The organism is Shewanella litorisediminis (genome assembly GCF_016834455.1).
Taxonomy (GTDB): domain Bacteria; phylum Pseudomonadota; class Gammaproteobacteria; order Enterobacterales; family Shewanellaceae; genus Shewanella; species Shewanella litorisediminis.
The window spans coordinates 927971-948110 of the sequence record NZ_CP069213.1 but is presented as its reverse complement, the minus strand read 5'-3'; the positions used below and the strand labels follow the sequence as shown (position 1 = coordinate 948110).

Annotated in this window: 22 protein-coding genes; 1 reads left to right on the top strand and 21 read right to left on the bottom strand. The window is 54.2% G+C overall.

Features of this window, described 5'->3' with window-relative positions; translation table 11 throughout:
- Window positions 1-109 precede the first annotated feature (109 nt).
- From acpS to rpoE, 11 genes are all read right to left on the bottom strand, one after another.
- On the bottom strand, window positions 110-493 hold the full coding sequence (gene acpS, locus JQC75_RS04190; RefSeq protein WP_203326226.1) for a holo-ACP synthase: 384 nt from the start codon (window positions 491-493) through the stop codon (window positions 110-112).
- On the bottom strand, window positions 493-1230 hold the full coding sequence (pdxJ, locus tag JQC75_RS04185; RefSeq protein WP_203326225.1) for a pyridoxine 5'-phosphate synthase: 738 nt from the start codon (window positions 1228-1230) through the stop codon (window positions 493-495). The genes acpS and pdxJ overlap by 1 nt, the downstream gene beginning before the upstream one ends.
- 114 nt (window positions 1231-1344) lie before the next feature.
- Window positions 1345-2019 carry a DNA repair protein RecO gene (gene recO / locus JQC75_RS04180; protein WP_203326224.1) on the bottom strand — a complete coding sequence of 225 codons (675 nt, stop codon included), beginning with the start codon at window positions 2017-2019 and terminating at the stop codon, window positions 1345-1347.
- 13 nt (window positions 2020-2032) lie between these two features.
- The gene (era, locus tag JQC75_RS04175) at window positions 2033-3031 is read right to left on the bottom strand and encodes a GTPase Era (RefSeq protein ID WP_203326223.1); all 999 of its coding nucleotides are present in this window, start codon (window positions 3029-3031) and stop codon (window positions 2033-2035) included.
- Window positions 3028-3708, bottom strand: coding sequence for a ribonuclease III (rnc, locus tag JQC75_RS04170; RefSeq protein ID WP_203326222.1), 681 nt, complete (start codon window positions 3706-3708; stop codon window positions 3028-3030). Before rnc ends, era begins: the two co-directional genes overlap by 4 nt.
- 5 nt (window positions 3709-3713) lie before the next feature.
- Window positions 3714-4631, bottom strand: coding sequence for a signal peptidase I (gene lepB / locus JQC75_RS04165; protein WP_203326221.1), 918 nt, complete (start codon window positions 4629-4631; stop codon window positions 3714-3716).
- Between the two features lie 184 nt (window positions 4632-4815).
- Window positions 4816-6606, bottom strand: a complete 1791-nt coding sequence (gene lepA, locus JQC75_RS04160; RefSeq protein ID WP_203326220.1) for a translation elongation factor 4 — start codon at window positions 6604-6606, stop codon at window positions 4816-4818.
- Between the two features lie 96 nt (window positions 6607-6702).
- Window positions 6703-7182: a SoxR reducing system RseC family protein gene (locus tag JQC75_RS04155; protein WP_203326219.1), complete on the bottom strand. Its 480-nt coding sequence runs from the start codon at window positions 7180-7182 to the stop codon at window positions 6703-6705.
- Window positions 7179-8117: a MucB/RseB C-terminal domain-containing protein gene (locus JQC75_RS04150; protein ID WP_203326218.1), complete on the bottom strand. Its 939-nt coding sequence runs from the start codon at window positions 8115-8117 to the stop codon at window positions 7179-7181. The genes JQC75_RS04155 and JQC75_RS04150 overlap by 4 nt, the downstream gene beginning before the upstream one ends.
- A 10-nt stretch (window positions 8118-8127) precedes the next feature.
- On the bottom strand, window positions 8128-8727 hold the full coding sequence (locus JQC75_RS04145; RefSeq protein WP_203326217.1) for a sigma-E factor negative regulatory protein: 600 nt from the start codon (window positions 8725-8727) through the stop codon (window positions 8128-8130).
- 54 nt (window positions 8728-8781) lie between these two features.
- Window positions 8782-9360: an RNA polymerase sigma factor RpoE gene (gene rpoE / locus JQC75_RS04140; protein ID WP_011758991.1), complete on the bottom strand. Its 579-nt coding sequence runs from the start codon at window positions 9358-9360 to the stop codon at window positions 8782-8784.
- Between the two features lie 187 nt (window positions 9361-9547).
- Here rpoE and nadB point away from each other — a divergent pair, with 187 nt between their 5' ends.
- Window positions 9548-11155 (top strand): L-aspartate oxidase, encoded by a 1608-nt coding sequence (gene nadB / locus JQC75_RS04135; protein WP_203326216.1) that lies wholly within the window; start codon window positions 9548-9550, stop codon window positions 11153-11155.
- Here nadB and JQC75_RS04130 read toward each other — a convergent pair.
- The 10 genes from JQC75_RS04130 to rppH all read right to left on the bottom strand — a co-directional run bounded on the left by JQC75_RS04130 (window position 11130) and on the right by rppH (window position 19772).
- Window positions 11130-11555, bottom strand: coding sequence for a protein YgfX (locus JQC75_RS04130; protein ID WP_203326215.1), 426 nt, complete (start codon window positions 11553-11555; stop codon window positions 11130-11132). The genes nadB and JQC75_RS04130 overlap by 26 nt on opposite strands.
- A complete protein-coding gene (locus JQC75_RS04125) occupies window positions 11536-11775 on the bottom strand; it encodes an FAD assembly factor SdhE (RefSeq protein WP_203327117.1) in 240 nt (79 codons plus the stop codon). Before JQC75_RS04125 ends, JQC75_RS04130 begins: the two co-directional genes overlap by 20 nt.
- Before the next feature lie 108 nt (window positions 11776-11883).
- The gene (gene nhaR / locus JQC75_RS04120) at window positions 11884-12792 is read right to left on the bottom strand and encodes a transcriptional activator NhaR (protein WP_203326214.1); all 909 of its coding nucleotides are present in this window, start codon (window positions 12790-12792) and stop codon (window positions 11884-11886) included.
- Window positions 12792-13175 (bottom strand): hypothetical protein, encoded by a 384-nt coding sequence (locus tag JQC75_RS04115; RefSeq protein WP_203326213.1) that lies wholly within the window; start codon window positions 13173-13175, stop codon window positions 12792-12794. The genes nhaR and JQC75_RS04115 overlap by 1 nt, the downstream gene beginning before the upstream one ends.
- Window positions 13172-14347 (bottom strand): Na+/H+ antiporter NhaA, encoded by a 1176-nt coding sequence (nhaA, locus tag JQC75_RS04110; RefSeq protein WP_203326212.1) that lies wholly within the window; start codon window positions 14345-14347, stop codon window positions 13172-13174. Before nhaA ends, JQC75_RS04115 begins: the two co-directional genes overlap by 4 nt.
- A gap of 122 nt (window positions 14348-14469) precedes the next feature.
- Entirely contained in the window at window positions 14470-15264 is a 795-nt protein-coding gene (gene thyA, locus JQC75_RS04105) for a thymidylate synthase (RefSeq protein ID WP_203326211.1), read from the bottom strand.
- Window positions 15264-16070 (bottom strand): prolipoprotein diacylglyceryl transferase, encoded by an 807-nt coding sequence (gene lgt, locus JQC75_RS04100; protein WP_203326210.1) that lies wholly within the window; start codon window positions 16068-16070, stop codon window positions 15264-15266. The genes thyA and lgt overlap by 1 nt, the downstream gene beginning before the upstream one ends.
- Before the next feature lie 43 nt (window positions 16071-16113).
- The gene (locus JQC75_RS04095; protein WP_203326209.1) at window positions 16114-16914 is read right to left on the bottom strand and encodes a sulfite exporter TauE/SafE family protein; all 801 of its coding nucleotides are present in this window, start codon (window positions 16912-16914) and stop codon (window positions 16114-16116) included.
- 65 nt (window positions 16915-16979) lie between these two features.
- The gene (gene ptsP, locus JQC75_RS04090; protein ID WP_203326208.1) at window positions 16980-19214 is read right to left on the bottom strand and encodes a phosphoenolpyruvate--protein phosphotransferase; all 2235 of its coding nucleotides are present in this window, start codon (window positions 19212-19214) and stop codon (window positions 16980-16982) included.
- Between the two features lie 39 nt (window positions 19215-19253).
- Complete coding sequence (gene rppH / locus JQC75_RS04085) at window positions 19254-19772, bottom strand: RNA pyrophosphohydrolase (RefSeq protein ID WP_203326207.1); 519 nt, start codon at window positions 19770-19772, stop codon at window positions 19254-19256.
- Between the last annotated feature and the right edge of the window lie 368 nt (window positions 19773-20140).

Sequence of the window (20140 nt, the reverse complement as noted above, 5' to 3'; positions counted from 1 at the left end):
TGGCGTTAGTGTCTTGTCCGCAGACTCGGCGCACAAAGTGGTACGTGTGTACCAGTAAAACAAAGAACCTGGCCTTTAACAAGCCACAAAAAAGGGAGCCAGGCTCCCTTCAGTTTTTACATAAGATGGCTGTTGCCACTGCATAATGTCGCTCGTCGGCGATAGACAGCCTAATCTGATCCGCACCAAGCTGATGCATCCTGTCGAGGGCGCCGTCGGTAAGGCGCACACAGGGAGCGCCAAACTCATCGCTGTAGGTTTCGATATGTTGAAATGACACGCCGCGACCTATGCCGGTACCCAATGCCTTTGCTACCGCCTCCTTGGCGGCAAAACGCTTGGCCAGATACAGCTCGCGCTGACCGCTGCCGACAAAAATCGCCAGCTCGGATTCAGTCAGCACCCGCTTGGCGAGGCGATCGCCGCCACGTTCAAGTTGGCTGCGAATACGCTCAATCTCAACTATGTCAGTCCCCAGCCCCAGCACTGACATTATTCGCCCCGACGACCTTCAAGCATCAGCTGCTTCATGTCACGTACGGCCTTTTCCAGACCATCGATAGCGGCACGGGCAACAATGGCGTGACCGATGTTGAGCTCATACAGCTCAGGAATGGCAGCGATGGGCTTTACGTTATGGTAGTGCAGGCCGTGGCCGGCATTCACGGTAATTCCCAAGCCATGGGCATATTTGGCCATGGAAGCGATACGCTTAAGCTCGGTTTCTGCTTCGGCCTCGGTGTGGGCATCGGCGTAACAGCCGGTGTGGATCTCTATATAAGGCGCGCCAACTTCGTGGGCGGCGTCGATTTGAGTCTTGTCGGCATCGATAAAGAGAGACACCAGAATCCCCTGGGCAGCCAAACGCTCCACGGCTGCGCGGATTTTATCTTTCTGACCCGCGACGTCCAGGCCACCTTCCGTGGTCAGCTCTTCACGCTTCTCTGGCACCAAACACACATAAGTGGGTTTTACCTCACAGGCGATATTGAGCATCTCTTCGGTAACGGCACACTCGAAGTTCATCCGGGTCTTCAGGGTTTTGGCCAGCAGGTAAACATCGCGGTCTATGATATGGCGCCTGTCTTCACGCAGGTGAATGGTGATGCCATCGGCACCTGCATGCTCAGCCACGGCGGCGGCGTGCACGGGATCGGGGTAGTTGGTGCCACGGGCCTGACGCAGGGTGGCGATGTGGTCGATGTTCACGCCCAGAAGAATGCGGCTCATCGGGTACTCCTTCAGAATTGTCTTGGCAATATTGATTGGCATTGTACTGAATCCCCCTTCGCCTTGATATAGCCGGGTAAGCATTTGCCACTGAAAGCAAGCGCTTGTGTGAACTCAGCTTTTGTTTCGGTTGGCAAAGAGTTGACGGCTGACCAAGGGCTTACTGCCCACAAAGGGCGCCAGCAAAAATCGCAGCAACTGCCGGGCCGCGGCAAAATCGGCTTCTGAGAGTTCCTTCTGTGCCAAAGCAAGAATCGCCCGACCTGAAATGGCTTTCTCAAGAGTGCTGGGGGCAAGCCCCCCCTCGGGGCAAGGACGATAGGCACATTCGGCACTGATGGCCGCGCCCAGGGTATCATCCGAGAGCGATGGACAGGCACCGAGTTCTTCAAGCAGTGACAACTCAAAGTATCTCAGCTGGCTTTGACAAAAGCCCTTGGCCATGGACATCAAGGTCTGGTGATAGTTGAAAAACAGCCCTTCACCGGCGTGGCTGTGGCTGAGGCAACGCATCAGGAGCTCATTGAGATACATGGCGGCGTAGAGGGCATCGCCCTGCAGCGGAATGGCGGGGGCATAGGCTTCGGGCTGGATAAGGGTTCTGAGCTCCCCCTTGCCCGACAGTGAAAACAGTAAGGGCTGGAAGGGTTGCAGCAGCGCCCGGCTTGAGCGCTTGCCGCTGCCGAGCCGCGCAATGGCGTCGACCCGACCTGCGCCATCCACCAACAGGTTCACGATGGCGCTGTTTTCCCGATAGGGACGCGAATGCAGCAGGTAACCCCTTTCCATCGCGGCCCCGGGATTAATCTTCGCCGTAACCCAGGCTGCGAAGTGCCCGCTCGTCGTCGGCCCAGCCGGATTTCACCTTCACCCACACTTCAAGGAACACCTTGTTATCAAACAGGCGCTCCATGTCTTTACGGGCCTCGGTGGCGATGGTGCGAATACGTTCGCCCTTTTTACCAATCACCATACGCTTCTGGCCATCACGCTCGACCAGCACCAGGGCATTGATTTGGTAAACGCCGTTTTCCATCATTTTGAACTGTTCGATTTCCACGGTGGCATCGTAGGGCAGTTCATCACCGAGGAAGCGCATCAGCTTTTCACGGACAATCTCAGAGGCCATAAAGCGCTGGCTGCGGTCAGTTACATAGTCTTCGGGGAAGAAGAACACAGACTCGGGCAGCGATTCACGGGCCAGGTCCAACAGTCGCTCCACGTTGGTGCCCTGCTTTGCAGATACCGGCACTATGTCATCGAAGGGGTATTTTTTGGATACTTCGATAAGGTACGGGAACAGCTCTTCTTTTTCCTTGATACCATCAACCTTGTTGATGGCAAGCACCGTCTTGCGATGCTCACCGCCGCGGCGCAGCTTGTTGAGTACCATTTCATCGTCGGCAGTCCATTCCATGCCATCTACCACAAAGATCACCATGGACACATCGGCCAGAGAACTGGCAGCAGCACGGTTCATCAGGCGGTTGATGGCACGCTTTTCTTCGATGTGCAGACCGGGGGTATCAATAAAAACGATTTGATTCGGCCCTTCGGTATGAATACCCATAATGCGGTGACGGGTGGTCTGCGGCTTACGGGAAGTAATACTGATTTTTTGCTTTAGCAACTTGTTGAGCAAGGTGGATTTACCTACGTTGGGACGACCAACGATGGCCACCATACCGCAATAGGTCACATCGTAGTGCTCTTCGGGCTGATTCTGGCTGTTCATGCGTGCCAGCAGATCTTCCAGGCTCGGTTCGTTTTCCGGTACACCTGGTTCGGGTTTCTTGCTCATTGATTCAATAATTCCAAAACTTGTGCCGCCGCCATTTGTTCGGCTTTACGGCGAGAACTGCCCACACCCACGACGGCGTCGGCAAGGTCGGTCACCCGGCATTCCACGGTAAAGGTCTGATCGTGAGCCTCACCTTCTACCTGGGTTACCTGATATTCAGGCAGGGGCTTTTTAATGCCCTGCAAATATTCCTGCAGCAGGGTCTTGGCATCCTTTTGGCCAATCCCGGGCTTGATGTCGGCAAGCCGCTTTTCATACCAGCCCAGCAATAAGCTGCGGCAGGTTTCCAGGTCTGCATCCAAATACACAGCGCCTATGATGGCTTCAACTGCGTCAGCAAGGATAGACTCTCGTCTGAACCCGCCGCTTTTGAGTTCACCGGGCCCCAGATTGAGGTAGTCCCCCAGCTTGAACTCCTTGGCAATCACCGCCAGGGTATCGCCGCGCACCAGGGTGGCGCGCATACGGCTCAAGTCACCTTCGGTGGCTTTGGGAAACTGATGAAACAGCGCGTCGGAAATGACGATAGAGAGGATGGAGTCGCCTAAAAACTCCAGCCGCTCATTATGCAGATTCGAGGCACTTCTATGGGTCAGGGCCTGCTCAAGCAAGCGGATATCGCTGAACTCATAACCCAGAGTCCGACAGAGTCTGGGCAGATTTTTAATAGGTTCCATCATGCTCACTGGATACCGCCCACACGCTCAAAACGTACCCCTGTAGGCACCCAGGTTGGCAGCACATCAGAAGGCTTGCGGTCAAACTCAAAGCTTATCCAAATGGCCACGGCTTTACCCACCAGATTTTCTTCGGGCACAAAGCCCCAGAAACGGCTGTCGGTACTGTTGTCACGGTTATCCCCCATCACAAAGTACTGGCCTTCAGGCACCACAAACTCACCGGCTGCCACTGTGCCTTTGCGGTAGAACATGCCGCGCATGTCTGGTCGGGATGGATTGATCAAAATCTCATGTTCCACCTCGCCAAGCTGCTCTTTATAGTGCTTGAGGCGGACACCATCCTGCACAAACTCGCTGTCGCCAAGGGGGATGCGGTCCACCTTGGCGGGGACGCTCTGGCAGACCTCGCCTTCGACGCAGGCGCGCTGTATGTACAGTTCTTTGTTTTGATAAAACACGCGGTCTCCCGGCAGGCCTACCACACGCTTAATATAGTCAATTCTGGGTTCTTCCGGGTATTTGAAGACCACCACGTCGCCGCGCTCCGGCTTACCCGTGGCGATAATTTCTTTACGCCACATGGGTTCTTTAATGCCATAGCTGAACTTTTCTACCAGGATAAAGTCTCCCACCAGCAGGGTTGGCATCATGGAACCTGACGGAATTTGAAATGGCTCATACAGGAAAGATCGCAGCACCAGCACAAAGGCGATGACCGGAAACACAGAGTGGGCCGTTTCAACAATGTAAGGCTCTTTAGTGATGGCCTCGACGGCTTCGTCTGAGAGATTGGCATCGCCCGACTGGGCCACTGCCAGGGCCGCCTTGCGCTTGGGGGCCTGAAACAGCACATCAAACAGCCAAATCAACCCTGACACCAGGGTAACTATCACCAGAATTTGTGAAAAATACGCAGCCATTAACGGGGTAACTCCTTGGCGTTAAAAGTGATTGGCTTAACTCTGTGGCAAAGAAAATTGACTCAGAGCCAGTCGCTTTGGTGAGCACACCCAGAGGATCTGCTAACCAAAGCGCCGCATACTGCGGCGCCTTTATCGTTGTTTTACCTAAGCAAGGCTTAGGGAAGCAAGTAAAAGAGTGTGATCATTCGTTAAGCTTGAGCACTGCGAGGAAGGCTTCCTGAGGTACTTCCACGTTACCCAGTTGCTTCATCCGCTTCTTACCTTCTTTCTGCTTCTGCAACAGTTTCTTCTTACGGGACACGTCACCACCGTAACACTTGGCCGTTACGTCCTTACGCAAGGCCTTCACGGTAGAACGGGCAACAACCTGGTTACCCACGGCGGCCTGAATCGCGATATCAAACATCTGCCTTGGGATCAGCTCTTTCATCTTCTCCACCAGGGCAATACCCTTGTGACGGATGTTGGAGCGGTGAATGATCATCGCCAGCGCGTCTACCCGGTCACCGTTGATGAGCACGTCCAGACGCACCATGTCAGCGGGCTCGAAGCGAATGAAGTTATATTCCAGCGAGGCATAACCACGGCTGGTCGACTTGAGGCGGTCGAAGAAGTCCATCACCACTTCGGCGGCGGGAATATCGTAAGTCAGTGCCACCTGGTTACCGTGGTAAACCATGTTCTTCTGTACGCCACGCTTCTCGATACACAGGGTAATCACGTTACCCAGGTAATCTTTTGGCACCAGGATGTTGGCCTGAACGATAGGCTCACGCATCTCTTCGATGTGGTTGATAGCCGGCAGGTCGGACGGGTTATCCACGTACACGGTTTCGCCGTTGGTCATCAACACTTCGTATTCCACGGTAGGCGCCGTGGTGATGAGGTCCAGATCGTATTCACGCTCCAGACGCTCCTGGATGATTTCCATGTGCAGCAGGCCGAGGTAACCGATACGGAAACCAAAGCCCAGTGCCGAAGAGGTTTCAGGCTCAAACTGCAAAGAAGCATCGTTCAGGCTGAGCTTATTCAGCGCATCACGGAAGCTTTCATAGTCGTCGGTGGAAATGGTAAACACACCGGCGTATACCTGAGGCTTAGCCTTCTTAAAGCCCGGCAGCGGCTTGTCGGCACCGTGCTTGGCCAGGGTCAGGGTATCACCCACGGGCGCGCCGTGAATTTCCTTGATACCGGCGATAACATAGCCAACCTGACCGGTTTTCAGCTCAGCCTGGTCTTTCATCTTCGGCGTGAAGATACCGACGCGGTCAGCGTTGTAAGCCTGGCCAGTGCTCATCACCTTGAACTTTTCACCCTTCTTGAGCACGCCGTTCTTGATACGCACCAGTGACACCACGCCGAGGTAGCTGTCGAACCAGGAGTCGATGATAAGTGCCTGCAGCGGCGCCTCAGGGTCGCCTTCTGGGGAAGGGATCTGCGCGACTATGGTTTCAAGCACTTCATCGATGCCGACACCGGTCTTGGCAGAGCAGCGCACCGCATTCTGGGCTTCGATGCCAACGATGTCTTCAATCTCGGTAGCCACACGCTCAGGCTCGGCCTGGGGCAGGTCGATTTTGTTCAGTACCGGTACCACTTCCAGATCCATTTCCAGCGCGGTATAGCAGTTGGCCAATGTCTGGGCTTCTACGCCCTGACCGGCATCCACCACCAGGAGTGCGCCTTCACAGGCAGCGAGTGAACGGGATACTTCATAGGAGAAGTCCACGTGGCCGGGGGTATCAATAAAGTTCAGCTGATAGGTCTCACCATTTTTGGCGGTGTAGTCCAGGGTCACGCTTTGGGCTTTAATGGTAATGCCACGCTCGCGCTCAAGATCCATGGAGTCCAGGACCTGTTCGGCCATCTCACGGTCCGTTAGACCACCACACACCTGAATAAGGCGATCAGACAGAGTGGACTTGCCGTGGTCGATGTGGGCAATGATGGAGAAGTTTCTAATGTGTTTCATTCTTCGGTAATGACCAAACTAAAAATGGAAGACAAAATCAAAGGTGCGAAATTGTACCCGATTACGGGGGTAATACCAATCTGATCCGCAGGAAAGTCAGACTGCTTTAGTCAGGCAAGAGGGTTCCACCGCTTTGCCCAGGCGGGCGAGGATGACAGGTTGAGTTTGACGCTCTAGGTTTTTGGCAAGCCGCTTTCCCCAGAGCCAGGCCACTATGGCCCCCAGCAGCGAAAACACCAGACTGGCAGTTTCACTGCCGAAGCTTAACGCTGAGCCTGCCATCTTGCCGCCAAAGGCTCCCAGGAGCAAACCGACAAGTGGCAGCAGGTAGACCAGCGCCGCCGCTTTGAGCAGCGCAGATTCAGGCAGACCGAGGCGAATAAGCTCACCCTCTTCAAACGCCTCAGTGCTTTTGATTGAGAACTGCTGGGTCTTACCGGCAAAGGCGCTGGCGATGGCACCCGTGCCGCAGCTTTCGCTGGCTGCGCAGTGTCCACAGGCAGTCTTAACCTCGACTTCGACCGTCACCCAGCCTGAGGATTCGACCCGCACGACACGGGCCAGCTCTTCCATCATGATGATTTATCCAGCGCCAGGCTGCGGATAATACGGCTTAAGGTGGCCATTGGCACACGCCCTACCGCGACCACCTCGGCATTACCCACTTTTTCGCTGACAAGCCCAAGGCCGTTGCGGGTCATGAGCTCGTCTGGCATGGGCACATTACCGGCGCGGCCAACATAGACAGAGATATTGGCGATGCCGTCGGTGATGGCGACATACTCCACCGGCTCCTGTGAGCCCATCAATCTGTGATGATCCCTTGCCACCACCTTGAAGCCTTCCGGCAACCAGGTGAAAGTCCAATTTTGGCCATCGTGCCTGTCCAGTTGATTAATCACCGGTGGCCAGTCCTGTTTGGCGGCTTCCACCAGGAGGGGAGCAGGCTCTTCGAGCACCAACAGCTCCACCACCATGATCTGCTCCAACAGATCTTTCTCGTCGGTCAAAAGCTCGTAGCGCAGTGGCAAATAGGTTTCCATATCCACCCAAACCTGCAGTGGATAACGGTGGGGGTCGTTGGGAATGAAGCGCACCAATTGCCCCGGACGCCCGGCAATGCGACTGCGTCCCCCAAGAACAAACTGGTAACCCGCCTCGATGGCGGAGGGCGCACTGGCGAACACCGCTGGCCACAGCCCCTGAATTCTGTCGGCATTTACCGTAAACGCCGGCTGGTCGTGCTCGATAAAGGTCACCCTGTTATCAATACGGACAGCGTTTTTAATTGGCCCATTAAGATGCTCAAGGAAAGCGACCTCCTGACCATTGACCTTGCCATGGAGGTAAACCAGAGGACGTATATGGTCGGCCTGAAGATGAATGACCGACATTTTGAACTGTTCTTGATTGAGAGCCCGGCTCATTTCCTCAAGCCAGGCCTTGGCAGACAGGTCCTGGGCAGATACCGGCAGGACCATGACCACGAGGGCCAGAAGAATGGATCGCAAGCTAACTCCTTCAGCGATTGACTGGAATTGGGGTAACCTCGCTATTGTCGTCCACAACCGCACCTGTGTTCAATCTCTGCTGCAACATATGATCTTGCAGATACGCATTGATACGGCGGCGCTGCTCCAGCAACTGATCGTTGGCATTGCCCTGATTTTGATTGGCAACCGGTCCGGTTTGCAAGCTAACAGGCGTCGCTGTGCCCACCAAAGGACGGGTGTTGAGCACAGGCAGTGGCGCATCATCCTGTGTACTCTGATAATTCTGAACCCCGACTACCGCCATCAGCGCAACGGCTGCGGCTATACCGTACTGCCCGAGCTGGCGCATGAAGGGCACAACCACAGCACGGGAAGGTGCCTGTGTAGGTGCTTCGCGCTCAACCTTGGGTGCCAGGATAGTAGGTTCATCCTCGAGTGCGGCCGCAATGCGGGCAGACAAATCGAGTGGCATTGCCTGAGGCAACTCATCGCGCATGGCATCACCCATCAGGTGATAACGCTGCCACTTGGCATGAGAATCCGTATCTGCGGCAAGCTCGGCAAGAGTCTGACGATCGGTTTCGCCATCAACACTCGCAGATACCCATTCCTGTCCTGTCTTTTCCATTACTCAAGTCTCTCTTAAGGGTGCAAAAACATGGCTGACGTACCCTGAGGGTTCTCAGGACTCCAGCAGCGGCTGCAGCTTCCTGTCTATCACTTCCCGCGCTCTGAAAATTCGCGAACGTACTGTGCCCACAGGGCATTCCATCACGTTGGCGATATCCTCGTAGCTCATACCATCCAGCTCACGCAGGGAAATGGCCATCTTTAACTCTTCGGGCAACTCTTCCAACGTTTCAAACACCACACGCTTGATTTCGTCAGACAACATCAGCCGCTCCGGCGAGGCAAACTCTTTTAATGCATCACTGCCGTCATAATACTCGGCATCATCGGCATCCACATCGTTGGCCGGCGCTCGGCGGCCCTGAGAAACCAGATAATTTTTTGCCGTGTTGACCGCGATGCGGTACAGCCAGGTGTAAAACGCACTTTCGCCTCGGAAATTAGCCAGTGCCCGATATGCCTTGATAAAGGCTTCCTGTGCCACATCGGCCACATCGGCCTGATTGCGCACGTAACGGGAAATCAGGTTAATCACCCTACTCTGGTAACGGAGCACCAGAAGGTTGAATGCGTTTTTATCTCCCTGCTGCACCAGCTCTACGAGCTCTTGATCGCTTTTTTGTCCACTCATTCGAGCCGACTTCTCCCAAATCTAACACACTGATTTTTCAGTCGCTCGAATCATAACTACCTATGTAGACCAGCGTATATTGAAAAAGTTCTGCGATTTTTATTAAAAAAACCCCGGATGGGGCAAGTACCCTAAATTCCCAACAAGGTTTATCATAGCGGGACATTTGAATACGTCATGATACCCGATGAAACAAGCAGTTGAACACCAGTCAGACATTCTGGTCATCGGCAGCGGTGCTGCTGGCCTGACTTTGGCACTCCATCTTGCTGAAAAAGCAAAGGTAATTCTGATTTCCAAAGGGCCGCTCAGTGAGGGGTCTACCCTGTACGCCCAGGGAGGCATCGCCTCAGTGTTTGACGAGGGCGACACCATTGAGTCCCACGTCGAGGACACCCTGGTGGCCGGGGCGGGTATCTGCGATGAGGCAGTGGTCACCTACACCGCAGCCAATGCCAAGGCGGCCATGCAGTGGCTAATCAGCTGTGGCGTGCCCTTCGATAAAGAAGAGCACATCACCAACGAAGCCCAGCCTTACCACCTGACCCGGGAAGGCGGACACAGCCATAGGCGAATTCTGCACGCCGCAGACGCCACCGGTAAAGCGGTGCAGACAACCTTGCAGGAGCTGGCAGCAAACCACCCCAATATTCAGGTGCTGGAACGCTACAACGCCATCGACCTTATCACCACCCGCAAACTGGGCCGCACCGGCAATCGGGTGCTCGGCGCCTACGTGTGGAACCGAAGCTTGGAGCAGGTGGAGACAGTAAAGGCCCGCTTTGTGGCGCTCGCCACCGGCGGCAGCTCCAAGGTGTATCAGTACACATCCAACCCTGATGTGGCCAGCGGCGATGGCATCGCCATGGCATGGCGTGCTGGCTGCCGGGTGGCCAATATGGAATTCAACCAATTCCACCCGACCTGTCTGTACCATGCAGAGGCACGTAACTTTTTGCTCACCGAAGCGCTGCGGGGTGAAGGCGCCTATTTGCGCCGCCCCGATGGCAGCCGCTTTATGCCTGACTTCGATGAGCGTGCCGAACTCGCGCCCCGGGATATTGTGGCCCGCGCCATCGACTATGAAATGAAGCGCCTGGGGGTGGACTGCATGTATCTGGACATCAGCCACAAACCCGCAGACTTTATCGTAAAGCACTTCCCCACCATCCACAGCCGCTGTCTGGAATTGGGCCTGGACATAACCAAAGAACCCATCCCAATAGTGCCCGCCGCCCACTACACCTGTGGCGGTGTGATGACAGATTTGCATGGCCAGACGGATCTCAACGGTCTCTATGCCATAGGTGAAGTGGCCTACACGGGTCTCCATGGCGCCAATCGCCTTGCCAGCAACTCGCTGCTGGAGTGCCTGGTGTTTGCCCGCGCTGCGGCGCAGGACATTGAGAGTTTGTTGGGCAAAATCGCCATGCCGGGTCAACTGCCCGCCTGGGATGAAAGCCGGGTAAGCAACTCAGATGAAGAGGTAGTCATTGCCCACAACTGGCACGAGCTGCGCCTCTTTATGTGGGACTACGTGGGTATTGTACGCACCGACAAACGCCTCGAGCGGGCGCTGCGAAGAGTGACCATGCTGCAACAGGAAATTCAGGAGTATTACTCCAACTTCCGGGTCAGCAATAACCTGCTGGAACTGCGTAATCTGGTGCAGGTGGCCGAGCTTATCATTCGCTGCGCCATGGCACGTAAAGAAAGCCGCGGTCTGCACTGCAACCTCGACCATCCCGAGAAACTGCCGGTATCGGGTCCTACGATTCTAAGTCCCGAGCGTTAATCGACAGCAGCAAACGACACAAATCCCGATAAGACCCATCTTCGAGCATATCGGCAAAAACAAAAAGAAGGCGGCCCTGGCCGCTTTCTTTTTTTATCAGCAGGACACAAGCAAGTGGCATCACCCATGCCCGCCGCACCCGGTGGCGGCCTTCGCTGTCGTCCAAATCACCGTTGTCACATAATCCAAATTGCCAACGCCAGCCCTTAAGCCGCCACAGCGAGTAGATAAAGAATCCGCTCACTGCGCCTGCTGTCAGTAATTGAAAGGCAAAAACAGGGATGGGCAGATTGGCAGGCCACGCGAGAAAAGAGGTAAGGAAGAGCGCCCAAAGGATCACCACCGAGAAGTACTGATCCTTTGATGCAGAGAGAGAAAAATTAAGGCGCCGGACGTCCACGAACTGTGACTACCATGTCAGCAAGTTCAGGATCAGGGCATTGTTCGTGCCCCATGAACCAGGCAAAGAGTTCAGGGTCTTCACAGGCCAGCAGTCTTACAAACACAGCCTTCTGCTCGTCGCTCAACGCCTCATAATGGTTTTCCACAAAAGGCTGGAACAACACATCCAGCTCCAGCATGCCACGGCGACAGGCCCAGCGAACGCGGGCAATACTCATCAACTCAGTCACTTGTTGCTTCCTTAAGCCTCTGAAAATTTGCGGCCAAGTTTAACAGGAATTTGGCAACTGGGCACCCTGGCGCCATTTAAGACAGGGGCGGCTTGTTTAAAAGCTCTGTACCTGGCTGTCGAGCCCTGAAAACAAGTCATCAAAACGTGTCTCAAGCAGCCTTTTCACTGCGGGATGCTGGATCATGCGCTCGGCGAACATCACATGATATTCCTCGCGTACGTCCAGGGTTTCCCCCAGCACCTGCATGCCATGTCCCAATATGTCCTGCTTGTAAATCGATGGCGCCACAAAAATGCCTTGCCCGAAATAACCGAAGGCTTTCATCATGGCAGCGTCGTCGAACTCCCCAAGAATACGCACTTCGAGATTCTTTTCGGCAAACCAGCGATGAAGCTGCTGCCCAAGACTGGTTCGCTTACCCGGGATCAGCAGCTTGTCTTGCTCAAGGCAGGCCGGGAAAGATTTGCTGTAGGTTTTGGAAGAAAAAAAACTGACACCGCATTCACCCAATTTCTTGGATAAGATCTCCGGGTATTTAAGCGACTCACCGGCACAATCTGACAGGATCATATCCAGTTTGTGCTCCCGTAATCGGGTCATCAGGCTTTCGTGAGTTGCCTCATAGCAGGCCAGACGCATGCTGCCATCAGTGGGTAACACGGACAGCAGCACCCGGCTCGACAACGCCTTGGACAAGGCATCGGCAATGCCAACCTCAAACAACATCGCCGCGTCTTTTCGATAGTTCAAAATATCCAAAAGCTCATAGCTTAAGTTGAACATCTTGTCAGCGTACCGAAAGACCAATTCACCCAGATCTGTGGGCTCCAGCTGTCGACCCACCCGTTTAAACAGCGCGCCACCGAGCCTGTCTTCCAGTGCGCGGATTTGCCCGGTCACTGTTTGCGGCGTGAGGCACAGGGCCTCGGCGGCTTTTACCACCGAGCCCTTGCTCTGGACCATCCAGAAATAATAAAGATGGTTGTAGTTCAGATGCTGCATTACTTGAGACGCTGACAATCGAGCAGGCTGTACATGGCCTGGGCCAGGCTTTCCTGATCCTTCACTTCACCGGAGCTCACAGCTTCGGTCAGCCCTTCCACCAGTACATTGCGGTCGGGAATTCTGTCCACGCAATAGCGGCGGTTAGCATCCTGGAAACGGCTGCCGCTGCGATACTTAAGCGCCCGGCTTTCAAACCCGTCTGATTCAGGCCGGGCCCCCAAAGCACTGGTTTTATACATCAATGCCCCATCGACCACGCCTTCGAGATACTGCTGACATGCGGGGGCACGACTGTCGTCGGCACAGGTTTTAAGTCCGGAAGCTGTGGCAAACAGCGGCAACAAAGACAACCCCAGGACAGATACAATATTGAGTCTCATATTTTTTCTCCTGCGTTAGGCAACACCTTTGACAACCAAAAATAGCCAATTACCGCAGCAAACAGCGAACCCAGCAAGATGCCAATACGGGCCAAATCGCCATAGAGTTCTGCGCCATGCTCAAAGGCCAGAGAAGCAATAAACATCGACATGGTGAAACCGATACCACACATTACGGCCACTGGCGCAATCTGGTGCCAGCCAATCCCTTTGGGCAGCTCGGCCAGACGCAGTTTCACCGCAAGATAACTGAACAGCAGCACACCTATGGGTTTACCCAGCAGCAGGCCCAGCGCAATACCCACGGGCACGGGTGACAGTATGCTGTCAAAGCCCACATTCCCCAGCGGCACACCGGCATTGGCAAAGGCAAACACCGGCAGTATGAGGAAGTTGCTCCAGGGGTGGAGGCTGTGCTCCAAATGCTCTGATGGGGAGCTGCCATCTTTGGCTCTCAGGGGAATACAGAAGGCGATGACCACGCCGGCGAGGGTGGCATGAACCCCGGACTTGAGCACGGCTATCCACAATATGATGCCGAGCACCCCATAAGGCGCGAGTGACGTAACGCCCTTACGATTAAGCGCCACCAACCCTGTAACGGCAATCGCCGCAATCACCAGGCTCAGCATAGACAAATCGGTGCTGTAAAAGAGCGCGATAATCACAATCACGCCGAGATCGTCGATAATGGCGAGGGCCAACAAAAACACTTTCAGCGCCACAGGCACCCGGTTACCCAAGAGCGCCATAATACCCAGGGCAAAGGCGATATCTGTGGCAGCGGGAATGGCCCAGCCGACCTTGGTAACAGGATCGTCAAAGTTGAAAAACAGATAAATGGCCGCAGGCACCAACATACCGCCTATGGCAGCAAACGTTGGCAAAGAGGCCTTGGATGGGCTCGACAACGCCCCCTCCAGCAGCTCTCGTTTGACCTCCAGACCGATCAACAGGAAAAACAGCGCCATCAGGCCATCGTTAATCCACAGCAACAGAGGCTTGTTGATGTCCAGTGCCCCAAAACGAACCTGCATCCCGGTATTGAGAAAACCTTGATATAGGCCGGAAAGAGGTGAGTTGGCGAGCAACATGGCCAGTGCAACGGCCACCAACAGCAAGATGCCACCGGCAGACTCCTGGCTCAAAAAATTACGAATAGCTTTTTCCATTTCGTTACCCCCAAATAAAGCGAATGCATTGAGTGTAGCGAAACCAGATTACCAAACATAATCGTAAGTTTCTCCCTGAAACCTCGAAATTTCCGAGGTTTCAGGCGAAAGTTTACTCATTATTAGATGGCAACGGGGGCTTTGATGTGGGGATGAGGGTCATAACCGCTGAGTTCAAAGTCCTCAAAGCGGTAATCAAATATCGACTCGGGGTGGCGAAGGATCTTCATTGTCGGCAGAGGACGGGGCTCACGAGAAAGCTGCAACTGTGTCTGCTCCATATGGTTGCTGTACAGATGAGTATCCCCACCTGTCCAGACAAAATCCCCTAAACCGAGATTACACTGCTGGGCTACCATCATGGTCAGCAAGGCGTAGCTGGCAATGTTAAACGGTAAACCAAGGAAGACGTCACAGGAACGCTGATAGAGCTGGCAGCTCAGTTTGCCATCGGCCACATAAAACTGGAAAAACGCATGGCAGGGAGCCAGCGCCATCTTATCCAGCTCTCCGACGTTCCAGGCCGATACGATTAACCGGCGAGAGTCAGGGGTGGATTTAATCTGTTCAATTACCTGAGAAATCTGGTCTATATGGCGTCCATCCGGGGTTGGCCAGCTGCGCCACTGAGCGCCATAAACCGGCCCCAGGTTGCCTTCTTCGTCGGCCCACTCATCCCAAATTGATACCTTGTTTTCGTGCAGGTAGGCCACATTGGTTTCGCCTTTCAGGAACCAAAGCAGCTCATGGATGATAGATCTCAGATGGCACTTCTTGGTGGTCACCAGCGGAAAGCCCTCGTTGAGGTCGAAGCGCATCTGGTAACCAAATACAGACCGGGTACCTGTGCCGGTTCTGTCGCTTTTATCTGTCCCCTTGTCGAGGATATGCTGCATTAAATCGAGATACTGCTTCATCAGCGCGTTTCCTGTTTACGCAAAATCAAATAGAGACCGAAGAGGATCATCGGCAGAGAAAGAATTTGGCCCATGGTAATAAAACCCAAGTAAAATCCCAAGTGCGCATCGGGCTGGCGCACAGTTTCAACGATTATCCGGAAGCTGCCATACCCCAAAAGAAACATGCCGGATACGGCGCCTACCTTGGTGGTGCGTTTGGCAAACCACCAGAGCAACAGATACAGGGCAACCCCTTCAAGCGCAAACTGATACAGCTGGGACGGATGTCTGGGCTCTGGCCCGCCGGTGGGAAATACCATGGCCCAGGGCACATCGGATACCCGCCCCCACAGCTCGCCGTTAATAAAGTTACCAATGCGGCCGGCCCCTAAACCGATGGGCACCACAGGGGCCACCATATCGGCTACCGCGAAAAACCGCCTTTCTTGGCGCCAGGCAATGTAAGCCATCGCGGTAATCACCCCAATGAGGCCACCGTGGAATGACATGCCACCTTCTGAGATCCGAAACAGATAGAGGGGATCAGTAAGAAAGAGATCGAAGTGATAGAAGAGCACATAACCGAGGCGTCCCCCCAGCACCACGCCGAGAAAGCCATAAAACAATAAATCCGATACCTGCTCACGGCTCCACACGCCGTTCGATTGGTCAGCCTTGCGATTTAACAGCCACAGGGCAGCCAAAAATCCCACGAGGTACATCATGCCATACCAGCGCAGGGCGGGCTCAAAGGTCTGGCCAAACACCTCGAAAGGCCCGAACCTGGCGATAACAGGGTCTATGTCGGGAAAGTTTATCGGCATATTGATTCCGGTAATTAACTGGGATTGGGTTCGGTGAAGGGACTCACCCCATCACCAGACGCAGGCCAATCAGGGTTAACAGCACAGCAAAAATCTTTTTAAGTACGGCTGTCGGCCAGGTGCTGGCCGCTTTGGCCCCAAGCGGCGCTGTCAGCATTGAAGTAGAGACAATACCGAGCAAGGCCGGGAGATACACATAGCCCAACGTAAATTCGGGCATGCCCTGGGTGTTCCAACCGGCAACGACATAACTGACACTGCCGGAGACGGCAATAAGCAGGCCCGTCGCCGCCGAAACGCCCACTGCATTGCGCATGGCCACCCCAAAATACATCATCATGGGCACCAGCAGCACACCACCGCCAATGCCCATTAATCCGGCAAGTAAGGCGACAAAAAAGACAGCGATAAAAATCAGCACAGTCGGCGGCATAGGCTTGGCGGCCGCCGCTTTGAAGGGAAACGCCATTTGCACTGCCATCAGGATCACAAAGATGGCAAAGGCTTGCCTGAGCTGCTCGGCTGGTATTTGCTCAGAGACAAAACCCGATACCAGTGCACCCACCAATACGGCAGGAGCCAATATCCTCAGCAGTTGAAAATCAATATTCCCTCGGCCATGGTGTGCACGGGCCGAGGATATGGACGTCAGAATGATGGCAGACAGGGAAGTCGCAATAGCAACATGAGGCAGATATTCGGAAGAAAAACCAATGGCTGGCAGCAAGTAAAGCAGTGCCGGCACTATCATGAGCCCACCGCCAATCCCCAGCAAACCCGCCATAAAGCCAACAAAAGCCCCCAGCACGACGCAACAGCCAATCACCCAAAGTATTTGTTCCACACTTAAACCTTGCTGATTTCCATGATGGGCCAATAGCTTAAAACAATCGTGCCCGGGACGCGACCTTATCCAAGGATTGAGCTCAACTCCCGCGTATCGAGATATTCACGCACCAGCTCACGCACGTCCTGGCCGTTGGACATTTGCATTACCAATGCGAGCAATTGCTCAAGCTCACTGCGCTCAACGCGCCGCAGAAGATAGTTTATTTTGGCAAGACTGCCCTGGTTCATGGAAAGCTCGTCATAGCCCATAGCCACCAGCAACAGCGCCCCCATGGGTTCACCGGCAAGCTCGCCACAAACACTCACATCCAGCTTGTACTGGCGGCATTCCTGCAAGGCCTGACGCAATGCCCGCAGCACGCCCGGGTGATAGGAATCGTACAGGCTGCTGACTCTGGGGTTGTTTCTGTCAACCGCCAACAAATATTGGGTCAGGTCATTACTGCCTACAGAGACAAACTCGACCCGCTGAGAGACCTCTCTGAGCTGATACAGCAGCGCCGGGACTTCCAACATCACCCCCACGGGGGGGCGCGCAAGCGATGGGTTAACGTCGGCCCGCAGCTCGCTGAACGCCTGATCCAGATATAAAAGCGCCTCGTCAATTTCATCGAGGCTGCTCACCATGGGCAGCAAAATTTTCAGATTGTCGGTGTCACCAGCGGCTTGCAACATGGCTCTGAGCTGCACCAGAAACAACTCGGGATGATCCAGTGACAGACGAATGCCTCGCCAGCCCAGGAAGGGATTTTCTTCTGAAATAGGAAAATACGGCAGCGGCTTATCCCCGCCCACATCCAGTGTCCGCATGACTACGGGTCGCCCCGCCGCCGACTGCAAGACGCTGCGGTAAACCTTTATCTGCTCAGACTCGCTGGGGAAACGCTGCTGCAACATAAAGGGGATTTCGGTGCGGTAAAGTCCAATCCCATCGGCGCCATCGGCAATTTCAGTGGCCACGCCACTCATGAGCCCCGCGTTGAGGTACAGATGGATGCGATGACCATCCAGGGTGACTGCCGGCTCTTTGAGTTCCTCAGCATACTGGCGATCCAACGCCTTTTGGGCGCTGATAAGATTGCGGTATTCATCCACCACTGTGGGTGATGGCGATACCATCAACATGCCACGGCTGGCGTTAAGTACCAAAAGCTGCTTATCCAGATTGGCCTGCAGCACCTGCTCAACCCCCATGATGGCGGGTACCCCAAGTGCTCTTGCCAATATCGCCGCGTGGGAGTTAACGCCTCCTGCCTCTGTCACTATCCCCGCAAGCTTTTGTCTTGGAAACTCCGCCAGCATGCTGGTATCGGCTTCACGGGTCACAAGGATAACGGGCTTATCGGGGTCCAGCATCATACGGCCGGGCTCTATCAATTGGCGCAGTACTCTCTGCCCCAAATCCCGGATATCGCTTGCCCGCTCACGCAGGTATGTATCTTCCATGGTCTCAAATTGAGCCACATAGCGAAGGGATACTCTGCTGACGGCGGTTTCAGCGCTCCAACCTGAGAGGACCTCCCGCTGATATTCGCCCCCCAGACTGGCATCTTCCAGCAAAGACTGCAGCGAGGTGAAGATGGAACTCAGCTCATCGTCATGGTCATTTTCAAACTTTTGCGCCAATGTGCTCAAGGCATCGCGACTGCGGGCCATGGCCTGGCGTAAACGATTGACCTCGAAGTCCAGATCGGTGGCACAGGCTTCAGGTTGTTCGAGGGAGATTTCTCCGCCGATAACCAGGGCATGGGCAATGGCGACACCAGTGGAAGCACTGGTGCCAGTGAACAGCACCTGATGATCCAGCGAATGCACTTCGGCGCGGCGTTTAAGGCCACGAATCGCCATGGCGAGCTGCGCGGCCAGCGTCATCAGGAAAGCTTCTTCGCCCTCGTTGAACTGACGAGCCTTTGCCTGCTGTACAACTATGACGCCAAGCAATTGCTTTTGATAAATGATGGGGGCGGCCAAAAACGCCCGGTATTCGTCTTCGTTGGCCTCAGGGAAGAGCTTGAATCTGGGGTGCAGATGGGCATCGGCAAGGTTAATGGCTTCTTCACGCTGGGCGACCAGGCCAACCAGGCCTTCGCTGAGCGGCATCTTAACCCGACCCACAGCGGCTTTTTCGAGCCCATCGGTGGCGGATAACACCAATTGTTGTTGCTCGAGGATATAGATGGAACAACACTCTGTTTCCATGGCGGCCTTGGTCTGACTGACCAAGGACTCCAGCGCCAGCTCCAGGGTATGGGCCGACGCCACCGATTGTGTGATATCCCTGAGCGTATTGAGCACTGCCTTTATCTCCCCCGATTTTCAGACACGCTGTTAAGGTTACCGCCCTCTGTTTCGTTTACCCCTTGGTATTTCACGCGCCTGAAGCGCTAACGCCACCGGGGCAAACTCTTTCATCACCTTTCGGTAAACATCCCGCTTGAACGACACTACTTGCCGTACAGGATACCAATAACTAACCCAACGCCAATCATCAAATTCAGGATGACCGGAAGAGTTCAGGTTAATGGCACTTTCCTGACTTTTGAGCATCAACAAAAACCATTTCTGTTTTTGCCCAATACAAACAGGCTTGCTGTCTTGCCGAACCAAACGTTTTGGCAAACGATACCTGAGCCAGGACCGTGTCGACGTGAGGATTTGTACATGCTCAGGCCTCAGACCTACTTCCTCATATAATTCACGGTACATGGCATCTTCGGCAGTTTCGCCGTCATCCAGGCCCCCTTGGGGGAATTGCCATGAATGTTGTCCAAATCGTCTGGCCCACATGACCTGGCCATAAGCGTTACAGATGATGATGCCCACATTTGCGCGAAAGCCGTCGCTATCAATCACATGGACTCCAAAATACACAAATCGTAATAGAAGGATTGTTTCACAAAGCCAAGCCCGCAGCAAACCCCTATTTAAGGGACTTCTTTGGATAATTTCCCAAGACAAGACCCCTTATCAACAGACCCTGACTATCAAACCCGATTCTATCCACAAAAACTGTGGATATCTCTGTAGGCAAGTAATGGGAATCCTTGGAAATGTTCAATAATAGTTCAGATCGAGTCGGATCAAACAATCAACAGCCTCATTTTATATTGTTGTTTTAATTGAATTTAAATATCAATCACTGATTAACAGACCACTATCCTCATAGGATCGCACAAAAATAAACCAAGTGTCGGGCAACAGACTTTGGCAGTTACTAATGC

Excerpts from the sequence above, each read along its gene's own strand:
- recO (WP_203326224.1), bottom strand. The coding sequence starts at position 2,019 with ATGGAAAGGGGTTACCTGCTGCATTCGCGTCCCTATCGGGAAAACAGC.
- lepB (WP_203326221.1), bottom strand. The coding sequence starts at position 4,631 with ATGGCTGCGTATTTTTCACAAATTCTGGTGATAGTTACCCTGGTGTCA.
- acpS (WP_203326226.1), bottom strand. The coding sequence starts at position 493 with ATGTCAGTGCTGGGGCTGGGGACTGACATAGTTGAGATTGAGCGTATT.
- nhaA (WP_203326212.1), bottom strand. The coding sequence starts at position 14,347 with ATGGAAAAAGCTATTCGTAATTTTTTGAGCCAGGAGTCTGCCGGTGGC.
- JQC75_RS04155 (WP_203326219.1), bottom strand. The coding sequence starts at position 7,182 with ATGATGGAAGAGCTGGCCCGTGTCGTGCGGGTCGAATCCTCAGGCTGG.
- rnc (WP_203326222.1), bottom strand. The coding sequence starts at position 3,708 with ATGGAACCTATTAAAAATCTGCCCAGACTCTGTCGGACTCTGGGTTAT.
- rpoE (WP_011758991.1), bottom strand. The coding sequence starts at position 9,360 with ATGAGTGGACAAAAAAGCGATCAAGAGCTCGTAGAGCTGGTGCAGCAG.
- JQC75_RS04115 (WP_203326213.1), bottom strand. The coding sequence starts at position 13,175 with ATGAGACTCAATATTGTATCTGTCCTGGGGTTGTCTTTGTTGCCGCTG.
- lgt (WP_203326210.1), bottom strand. The coding sequence starts at position 16,070 with ATGCCGATAAACTTTCCCGACATAGACCCTGTTATCGCCAGGTTCGGG.
- thyA (WP_203326211.1), bottom strand. The coding sequence starts at position 15,264 with ATGAAGCAGTATCTCGATTTAATGCAGCATATCCTCGACAAGGGGACA.
- nhaR (WP_203326214.1), bottom strand. The coding sequence starts at position 12,792 with ATGCAGCATCTGAACTACAACCATCTTTATTATTTCTGGATGGTCCAG.
- nadB (WP_203326216.1), top strand. The coding sequence starts at position 9,548 with ATGAAACAAGCAGTTGAACACCAGTCAGACATTCTGGTCATCGGCAGC.
- pdxJ (WP_203326225.1), bottom strand. The coding sequence starts at position 1,230 with ATGAGCCGCATTCTTCTGGGCGTGAACATCGACCACATCGCCACCCTG.
- JQC75_RS04125 (WP_203327117.1), bottom strand. The coding sequence starts at position 11,775 with ATGAGTATTGCCCGCGTTCGCTGGGCCTGTCGCCGTGGCATGCTGGAG.
- lepA (WP_203326220.1), bottom strand. The coding sequence starts at position 6,606 with ATGAAACACATTAGAAACTTCTCCATCATTGCCCACATCGACCACGGC.
- JQC75_RS04145 (WP_203326217.1), bottom strand. The coding sequence starts at position 8,727 with ATGGAAAAGACAGGACAGGAATGGGTATCTGCGAGTGTTGATGGCGAA.
- era (WP_203326223.1), bottom strand. The coding sequence starts at position 3,031 with ATGAGCAAGAAACCCGAACCAGGTGTACCGGAAAACGAACCGAGCCTG.